Origin of the sequence: Candidatus Accumulibacter cognatus, from assembly GCF_000584975.1 — a bacterium.
Classification (GTDB): Bacteria; Pseudomonadota; Gammaproteobacteria; order Burkholderiales; family Rhodocyclaceae; genus Accumulibacter; species Accumulibacter cognatus.
On sequence record NZ_JDST02000088.1, the window covers coordinates 1 to 7,743 of the forward strand.

Here is a 7,743-nt window from a genome sequence, read left to right on the forward strand (position 1 = left end):
AAAGGCCGACAGGCTGCTAGCGTGAACCACCGGTCCTGTCTGCCCGGTTCTGTCATGCTGGCACAGGTGATCGGGGGGCCAGGAAAAGTCATGACCGTTCGCATCCGGCAAACGCAACAATGTTGCGTTTGCAAAGCTTTTGTGTTTCCATGTCTGTCGTGAGACCTTCTCCCGCTTACGTCCTCTCGGCAATCCATGGCGCCACCCGCGACGCTGGTGCGGAGATGGCGGCTGCGTGTTTGCACGCTTGCCAGCGGCAGCAAATCGCTGATCTGCCGCGATTCGACCATGCCACCGAGCCGTGGGCCGGGCGCGCATGAAACCGTTCGCCCGGCGTCGTCAGGCATCCTCCACCCTGCTCAGGCAGCGGGCTGCCGCGATGCTGCGCAATATTCTGGCGGTGGTCATGGCGCTCCTGTTGCTCGGCGTGCAGCACGAGGCGCGGTGGCACGACCTGAAGCATCTCGCCGAATGGCGGCAGGCCATGCAGGAAAAGGGGTTGCAGGACCCGGACAGCGATGCGCTCTGCGTCGAGTGTCTGTTGCTCGCTACAGTGGCCAATGCCGCACCAGCAGGCCACCCGCCGCCGTTTGACCAGACACTGGGCGACTTCGTCCTGGCCGACGCACGCGCGGCCATCCGCCCGGCCGGCGTTCCCGCCTACTATTCCAGCCGCGCTCCGCCCGCGCAACTCTGAACCGTCCGGTTTCGCCGCCCACCGGGCCGGCGAAGATCAACGACGTTTAGAGGATGCAGAAGCATGTCCAGATTCATTCAGGTATCCGGCGCATGCGCGCTGGCGCTGCTCGGCTCGCCCCCGGTATCTGCCGCCAGCGACGCCGAACTCGCCGAGATCCAGGCGCAGATCCAGCAACTGAAACAAAGCTACGAAGCCCGCATCGAGGCCCCCGATCGCTGCTTGCAGGAGGCCGAGGCGAGGAGCGCCAAGGCCCCGGCGCCGGTCGCTTCGCCGACGGCGGCCACCGTGGCGGCCGCTCCGGCGGTAACGCCAGCGGCCGTCAGCGCCGGCAACAGCGCCTTCAATCCCGCCATTTCAGTCGTACTGCAGGGCGCTTACATCCACCAGTCGAAGGACCCGGACAAGTACGCGATCGCCGGTTTTGTCCCGAGCGGCGACATCGGCCCCGGCAAACGCGGCTTCAGCATCGCGGAATCGGAACTGGGATTCTCCGCCAACGTCGACCACAAGTCCTTCGGCAATCTGATCCTTGCCCTGACGCCGGACAACAACGTCGAGGTCGAGGAAACGTACGGCGTGTTCACGGCGCTACCCGGCGGTGTGACGCCAAAGTTCGGTCGCTTCCTGTCGAGCGTCGGCTACCTCAACGATCAGCACCAGCATGCCTGGGATTTCTACGATGCGCCGCTGGTCTATCAGGCCTTTTTCGGAGGCCAGTTCAGGAACGACGGCCTGCAGGTGAAATGGCTTGCGCCGACCGACACCTTTCTGCAGTTCGGCGCCGAAGTCGGCGACGGATCGAGTTTCCCCGGCAGCGAACGCAGCAGTGGCCGCAACGGCATCGGCGGTGGCGCGCTGCACGCACATGTCGGTGGCGACATCGACGTCAGCAACAGCTGGCGCGCTGGTCTGTCGTGGCTCACCCTGCGACCGAACGAGCGGACCCATACGGAAATCGACTGCAGCGGCAATCTGGCCCAACTGGAATTCAGCGGCCGCAGCCAGGTCGCGATCGCCGATTTCGTCTGGAAGTACGCGCCCAACGGCAACACCAGGGGAAACCCACTTCAAGCTGCAGGGCGAGTACTTCTGGCGCAAGGAACGCGGCGATCTGCGCTACGACAGCGACGGCGCGCTCGGTCTGACCAACACGGCAAGGAGTACCTCGCGGCAGAATGGTTTCTGTTTCTATGTGCAGGGGGGCTACCAGTTCATGCCCGAGTGGCGGGTGGGAGCGCGTTACGACCACCTCGATCCCGGACGTGTCGACTACGGCGGCAACGCCGACTACCTGGGCGCTTCGTCGTTCAATCCGAAGCGCTACTCGCTGATGTTCGACTACACGCCGTCCGAGTTCAGCCGCTTTCGCATCCAGTATCAGCAGAGCAAGCTGCAACCCGACTTCACCGACAACATCCTGTTCGTCCAGTATATCCTGACGTTGGGCGCGCACGGTGCGCACAGTTACTGAGTGAGGAGAGGCCATGAAAAGGTATGTCAGGTCCTTCCTGGGCCTTGCGCTGACACTTCTCGCCGTGCCGGCGCTGGCTGCGCTCAACGTTTTTGCCAGCGTCCCCGAATGGGCTGCCCTCGCCGAGGAACTCGGCGGCGACCAGGCGAAGGTCTACGCCGCGACGAACGCCTGGCAGGATCCGCACCACGTCGAAGCGAAACCCAGCCTGATCGCACGCACGCGCAGCGCCGACCTGGTGATCGCCACCGGCGCCGAGCTGGAAGTGGGCTGGTTGCCGCTGGTCCTGCGGCAGGCCGGCAATCCACGCGTGCAACCCGGCCAGCCCGGTTACCTGGAAGCGACGGCCTTCGTCAGCCTGCTCGAGAAGCCGCTGCGGCTCGACCGCGCCGACGGCGACGTGCATCCGGCCGGCAATCCGCACATCCAGCTCGACCCGCGCAACATCGCGCGCGTGGCTGCGCCGCTCGCCGCCCGCCTAGCCGATCTGGACCCGGCCAATGCCGCGTATTACCAGGCGCCCCACAAGGCATTCGCGGAACGCTGGAGCAAGGCGGTCGCCCAATGGGAAAAGCAGGCCGCGTCGCTGCGTGCTACCGCCATCGTCGTCCACCACAACGCGTTTGCCTACCTCAATGCCTGGCTGGGATTGCAGCAGGTGGCCGCACTCGAACCCAAGCCGGGGATCGAGCCGACCACCCAGCACCTCTCGGCAGTTCTTGCCCTGCTGCAACGGCAGCCGGCCAGGATGGTCATCCGCGCGGCGTACCAGAGCGACCGGGCATCGCAGTGGATCGCCGAACGTGCGAAGATCCACACCGTGGTCCTGCCCTTCGCCGTCGGCGGGGACGATTCGGCAAAGGATCTCTTCGGCCTCTTCGATGACACCATCCAGCGGCTGCAAAAAGGCAGCCAATGAATCCAGGCGTGTTTGATCTGTCGATCCTGTTGCCGGTCTTCATCGCCGGGGTACTGGTGACGGCAACGCATGTGCCGTTCGGCATGCAGGTTCTCGCGCGTGGCATCGTCTTCATCGATCTGGCGATCGCGCAGATCGCCGGCTGCGGCGTGCTGATCGCCGATCAGCTCGGATTCGAGCCGGAAGGGGCTGCCGTGCAGGTGGCGGCGCTGGCGGCGGCACTCGCCGGCGCCCTGCTTCTGACCTGGACCGAGTGCCTTTGGCCGGAGGTGCAGGAGGCGACCATCGGCGTCGTCTTCATTCTTGCGGCCAGCGGCGGCGTGTTGCTGCTGGCAAGCAACGTTCACGGCAGCGAGCATCTGCGCGACCTGCTGATCGGACAGATTCTCTGGGCGCAGCCGGGCCGGCTGGCGTGGCATGCCGTGGTCTACGCGGCGATCCTCGTGCTCGGGTTCGGCTGGCGTGAACCCCTGGGACGCGCCGGCTTTTATGGCTTGTTCGCCATCGCCGTCACGGTATCCGTGCAACTCGTCGGCCTTTATCTCGTTTTCGCGACGCTGATCGTTCCGCTGCTGGCGACCCGGCGCATGCTCCTGGGCCGGCTTGCGGCCGCCTGGCTGCTCGGCATCCTTGCTTACGCCAGTGGTCTGCTGGTGTCGACGGCGCACGATCTGCCGAACGGTCCGACCATCGTCTGGCTGATGGCAGCCCTCGCGCTGGGGGGATACGCAGTCTCCACACCACTGATCAAGGAATCTCTACCATGAACCGCTTACCCTGCCTCTTCATCGCCAGCGTCTGTCTGTGGCCGCTTTCCGCCGCGGCCGGCGAACCCGCCGCCCACGTGCATGGTGCCGCCAGCCTGCTGGTGGCCATCGACGGCAAGAACCTGACGCTGAACCTCGAAAGCCCGCTCAACAACCTCGTCGGTTTCGAACACACGCCCCGTACCGAAAAGCAGAAAGCCGCCGTGCGCGCAATGGCTGAACGCCTCAATCAGCCGGCCAGCCTGTTCATCGCCTCGCCGGTCGCTGCCTGCACACCGCTATCGGTAAAACTGGAATCGCCGGTGCTGGAGCCGACGAAGCCCGCCGGTGACGGCCATGCCGACCTCGATGGCGAGTTCGTTTTTCGCTGCGAGCATCCCGAAGCCCTGCGTGCGCTCGAAGTCGGTCTGTTTCAGGCTTTCCCGAGGCTGCAGCGAGTCGACGCGCAGGTGGCGGGGCCACGCGGACAATCGGCTGTCCGACTCTCGCCACAGCAACGAAACATTGCCTGGTAGACCGGCATGACGTCGGAAACCGTCATCGAGATCAAGAACCTGCGCTTCCGCTGGCCGCGGGGAGATGGATTCCGCCTCGACATTCCGGCCTTCGAGGTCCGTGCAGGCGAGCGAATTTTCCTTTATGGACCGAGCGGCAGCGGCAAGAGCACGCTGCTCGGGCTGTTGGGCGGCGTGCTGGTGCCCGAGCTTGGGCGGATCAGGCTGCTCGGCAGCGAGTTGACTCGACTCAAACCCTCGGCGCGCGACCGCTTTCGCGCCGACCATGTCGGTTTCGTCTTTCAGCAGTTCAACCTCCTTCCCTATCTTTCGGTGGTCGATAACGTGCTCCTGTCGTGCCGCTTCTCGGCTCGCCGACGCGCGCGCGCGATGGCGGCTGGTGGCTCGCTGCACGACGAGGCTGCGCGCTTGCTGGCCCAGCTCGATCTCGAGGAGACGCTGCACCGACAGGGCGTCACGCGCCTGAGCGTCGGTCAGCAGCAGCGCGTGGCGGCGGCGCGCGCGCTGATCGGACGACCGGAAATCGTCATTGCCGACGAACCGACCTCGGCCCTCGACGCCGAGCGGCAGGAAGCCTTCCTTGCACTCCTCGCTGGCGAGTGCCGGGCGGCGGGCAGCACGCTACTCTTCGTCAGTCATGACCGGCGGCTTGCCGCGGGTTTCGACCGCGAGCTATCGCTGGCGTCGATCAGCCCGGCCTGCGGCGAAGGCAGAGCCGCGTGAGTCCGCTCCTCCTGCTGGCCGCGCGCAGCGCCTGGAATCGGCGCCTGACACTCGGCATGACGCTGATCGCCGTGGCCCTCAGCGTCACCCTGCTGCTCGGCGTCGAGCGCGTTCGCCATGAGGCGCGCAACAGCTTTGCGCAATCGGTTGCCGGCACCGACCTGGTCGTCGGCGCCCGCACCAGCCCTGTGCAGTTGATGCTCTACGCCGTCTTTCGCATTGGCGAAGCCACTAACAATATTCGCTGGCAAAGCTACCGCGCGATCGCCGAGAATCCGGCCGTCGCCTGGTCGATCCCGCTGTCGCTGGGCGATTCGCATCACGGTTTCCCGGTCATCGGCACCTCGTCGGCCTATTTTGAACATTTCCGGTACGGGGATGCGCAGGCCCTGGCTTTTTCGGAAGGCAAGCCGTTTGCCGGGATCTTCGAGACCGTGCTCGGCGCCGAGGTGGCTGCACGTCTGGGCTACCGTCCCGGCGATCAGCTCGTCCTCAGTCACGGCATGGGCGACGTCAGCCTGGCCGAACACACCGACAAGCCGTTCACGGTGGTCGGCATCCTCGCTGCGACCGGAACGCCGGTGGACCGCAGCGTCCATGTCAGCCTCGAGGCGATACAGGCCATCCACCTCGACTGGCAGGGTGGCGCGCCCTTGCCGGGCCTGTCGATTCCTGCCGAGTACGTGCGCAAGTTCGATCTGACGCCGAGGGAAATCACCGCCGTGCTGGTGGGACTGAAAAACCGCGCGTCGGTGTTCAAGGTGCAGCGCGACCTCAACACCCGTTCCGCCGAGCCCCTGCTGGCGGTACTGCCGGGTGTCGCGCTCGATCAGCTCTGGCAGGTGGTCGGCATCGCCGAGCGAACCTTGCTCGCCGTCTCGGCGATGGTCGTGGCGGTCGGCCTGGCCGGGCTGGTGGCGGTCGTCCTCGCCGGCCTCGGTGAACGACGGCGCGAACTCGCCATCCTCCGTTCGGTCGGTGCGCGGCCGAGCGAAATCTTTGTGCTGCTGACCGCGGAAGGCCTGTTCGTCACCGTCCTCGGCGCTCTGCTTGGAGCCGCCCTGCTGGCCCTGCTGACCGCGCTGCTGGGCCCGCTCGCGCAGGCGCATTACGGGCTGGCGATCCGCGCGCGCTGGATTTCGTCCGATGAACTGGCCCTCCTCGGCGCCGTCGTCGCCGTCGGCTTGCTCGCCAGTCTGCTGCCGGGCTACCGCGCTTACCGAATCTCTCTGGCCGATGGCCTGACTCCCCGCCTGTAAAGGACCCCCCTATGCGAATCCTTGCGTTCTTCTCTGGCCCGATCGCGGCCGTGGCCGGTCTTGCGCTGCTGGCCGCCTTGCCCCTGAGCCTGGCCGGAAACGTCTGTGCTGCCGATGCGCGCAGCGATTATCGCGTCGGCGAACGCCTGTCGCCGTCGAAGTCGGCCACCGCACCCGCGGCGGTTTACCAGGAGACGCCGTGGGACGCACTGATCCCCAAGGATTGGGACTCCCAGCAGGCTTTCAAGGGGCTCGACCTGCGCACGCTCAAGGATTCCGACCCGCGCGCCATGGAGGCGCTGCAGCGGCTCCGGGAAAGCTGGGACAACGCCCCCGTCGAGCAATCCCTGCGCGGTCAGCGGATCCGCATCGCCGGCTTCATGGTACCGCTGGAAAAAAAGGGCGACGAGGTCTCCGAGTTCCTTCTCGTTCCCTATTTCGGCGCCTGCATCCACGTGCCGCCACCGCCCGCCAACCAGATCATCCATGTGATCCTCGCCAAACCGCTGAAAGGCCTGCAGAGCATGGACGCGGTGTGGGTCAGCGGGGCACTGTCCATCACCCGTTCCGACTCGCCCTGGGGCGCTTCCGGATACCGGATGCAGGGCGAACTGGTCACGCCCTACAGCAAACGCTGACGAAACGGGAAGGGTGGCAGTTCAGAAGAGTTCGACGTTCGAGGGTTTGCTGGCCGGCGCCGGCGCAGCGCTGGAAGGGCGCGTCTGGCGGGCGGCGGGCGGGTGCGAGCGGTGCGCGGAGCCGATCGCCTGGCGATGGGCGTCGCGCTGCTGGTCCATGACATAGTCCGAGAACTGCTGCTCCATCTGCCGGGCGAGTGGTTCGATGCGCGCCTCGTGACCACCCTCGGCGCCGCGTTCGATGCTTTCGGCGAGCGCTTCGGCGTGCTGGTCGAGACGTTCGAGGCCGCCGATCACCTGTTCGATCTGCTGGCGCGTCACGTCCTGGAACTGCACGCTGGCCAGAGCCTCCATGAACATCGTGGCGAGTTTGCCGCTGCTCGCGGTGATGCGGTCGAGCAGTTGCCGTTCGCGCGCGGTCAGGCGCTCGTAGCTGGCGCCGAGGGTGGCGAGCTGCTGCGTGAAGCGTTCGAGACTGTCGCGTTCCTCTTTGATGTGTGAGTGCGCGAGCTTGTCCTTGAACTGGCGCTCGATGATCTGGGTAACGGCGATGATGCCATCGTTGATCTTCTTGACCGCGGTTTCGGTTTCGTGCGAGAGCTTCCTCACCTCGTCGGCGACGACCGCGAAACCGCGTCCGGCCTCGCCGGCGCGAGCAGCTTCGATGGCCGCGTTGAGCGCCAGCAGGTTGGTCTGGCCGGCAACGTGCCGGATCAGCTCGACCAGGGTCTGCAGCGAGCGGGCTTGCTGG

The 7,743-nt window shown here is 66.0% G+C and carries 9 protein-coding genes; 8 read left to right on the forward strand and 1 reads right to left on the reverse strand.

Features of this window, described 5'->3' with window-relative positions; translation table 11 throughout:
* Positions 1–316: 316 nt before the first annotated feature.
* The 8 genes from AW06_RS15835 to AW06_RS15870 all read left to right on the forward strand — a co-directional run bounded on the left by AW06_RS15835 (position 317) and on the right by AW06_RS15870 (position 6,992).
* Positions 317–697, forward strand: coding sequence for a hypothetical protein (locus AW06_RS15835; RefSeq protein WP_273704792.1), 381 nt, complete (start codon positions 317–319; stop codon positions 695–697).
* Positions 698–760: 63 nt separating this feature from the next.
* Positions 761–2,188 carry a hypothetical protein gene (locus AW06_RS15840; RefSeq protein WP_273704793.1) on the forward strand — a complete coding sequence of 476 codons (1,428 nt, stop codon included), beginning with the start codon at positions 761–763 and terminating at the stop codon, positions 2,186–2,188.
* On the forward strand, positions 2,185–3,090 hold the full coding sequence (locus AW06_RS15845; protein ID WP_034951935.1) for a zinc ABC transporter substrate-binding protein: 906 nt from the start codon (positions 2,185–2,187) through the stop codon (positions 3,088–3,090). Before AW06_RS15840 ends, AW06_RS15845 begins: the two co-directional genes overlap by 4 nt.
* On the forward strand, positions 3,087–3,857 hold the full coding sequence (locus AW06_RS15850) for a metal ABC transporter permease (RefSeq protein ID WP_034951938.1): 771 nt from the start codon (positions 3,087–3,089) through the stop codon (positions 3,855–3,857). The genes AW06_RS15845 and AW06_RS15850 overlap by 4 nt, the downstream gene beginning before the upstream one ends.
* A complete protein-coding gene (locus AW06_RS15855; RefSeq protein WP_034951941.1) occupies positions 3,854–4,372 on the forward strand; it encodes a DUF2796 domain-containing protein in 519 nt (172 codons plus the stop codon). The genes AW06_RS15850 and AW06_RS15855 overlap by 4 nt, the downstream gene beginning before the upstream one ends.
* Before the next feature lie 6 nt (positions 4,373–4,378).
* Entirely contained in the window at positions 4,379–5,095 is a 717-nt protein-coding gene (locus AW06_RS15860) for an ATP-binding cassette domain-containing protein (RefSeq protein ID WP_034951944.1), read from the forward strand.
* Positions 5,092–6,354, forward strand: a complete 1,263-nt coding sequence (locus AW06_RS15865; protein ID WP_034951947.1) for an ABC transporter permease — start codon at positions 5,092–5,094, stop codon at positions 6,352–6,354. The genes AW06_RS15860 and AW06_RS15865 overlap by 4 nt, the downstream gene beginning before the upstream one ends.
* An 11-nt stretch (positions 6,355–6,365) precedes the next feature.
* A complete protein-coding gene (locus tag AW06_RS15870; protein WP_034951949.1) occupies positions 6,366–6,992 on the forward strand; it encodes a DUF3299 domain-containing protein in 627 nt (208 codons plus the stop codon).
* A 21-nt stretch (positions 6,993–7,013) separates the two neighbouring features.
* Here AW06_RS15870 and AW06_RS15875 read toward each other — a convergent pair.
* Positions 7,014–7,743 (reverse strand): methyl-accepting chemotaxis protein (locus tag AW06_RS15875; protein ID WP_034951952.1); only part of this gene is annotated, 730 nt, incomplete at its 5' end.

What these genes read in the sequence shown, in the direction of transcription:
- AW06_RS15860 (WP_034951944.1), top strand. Translation starts at nt 4,379, where the DNA reads ATGACGTCGGAAACCGTCATCGAGATCAAGAACCTGCGCTTCCGCTGG.
- AW06_RS15855 (WP_034951941.1), top strand. Translation starts at nt 3,854, where the DNA reads ATGAACCGCTTACCCTGCCTCTTCATCGCCAGCGTCTGTCTGTGGCCG.
- AW06_RS15870 (WP_034951949.1), top strand. Translation starts at nt 6,366, where the DNA reads ATGCGAATCCTTGCGTTCTTCTCTGGCCCGATCGCGGCCGTGGCCGGT.
- AW06_RS15835 (WP_273704792.1), top strand. Translation starts at nt 317, where the DNA reads ATGAAACCGTTCGCCCGGCGTCGTCAGGCATCCTCCACCCTGCTCAGG.
- AW06_RS15850 (WP_034951938.1), top strand. Translation starts at nt 3,087, where the DNA reads ATGAATCCAGGCGTGTTTGATCTGTCGATCCTGTTGCCGGTCTTCATC.
- AW06_RS15840 (WP_273704793.1), top strand. Translation starts at nt 761, where the DNA reads ATGTCCAGATTCATTCAGGTATCCGGCGCATGCGCGCTGGCGCTGCTC.
- AW06_RS15845 (WP_034951935.1), top strand. Translation starts at nt 2,185, where the DNA reads ATGAAAAGGTATGTCAGGTCCTTCCTGGGCCTTGCGCTGACACTTCTC.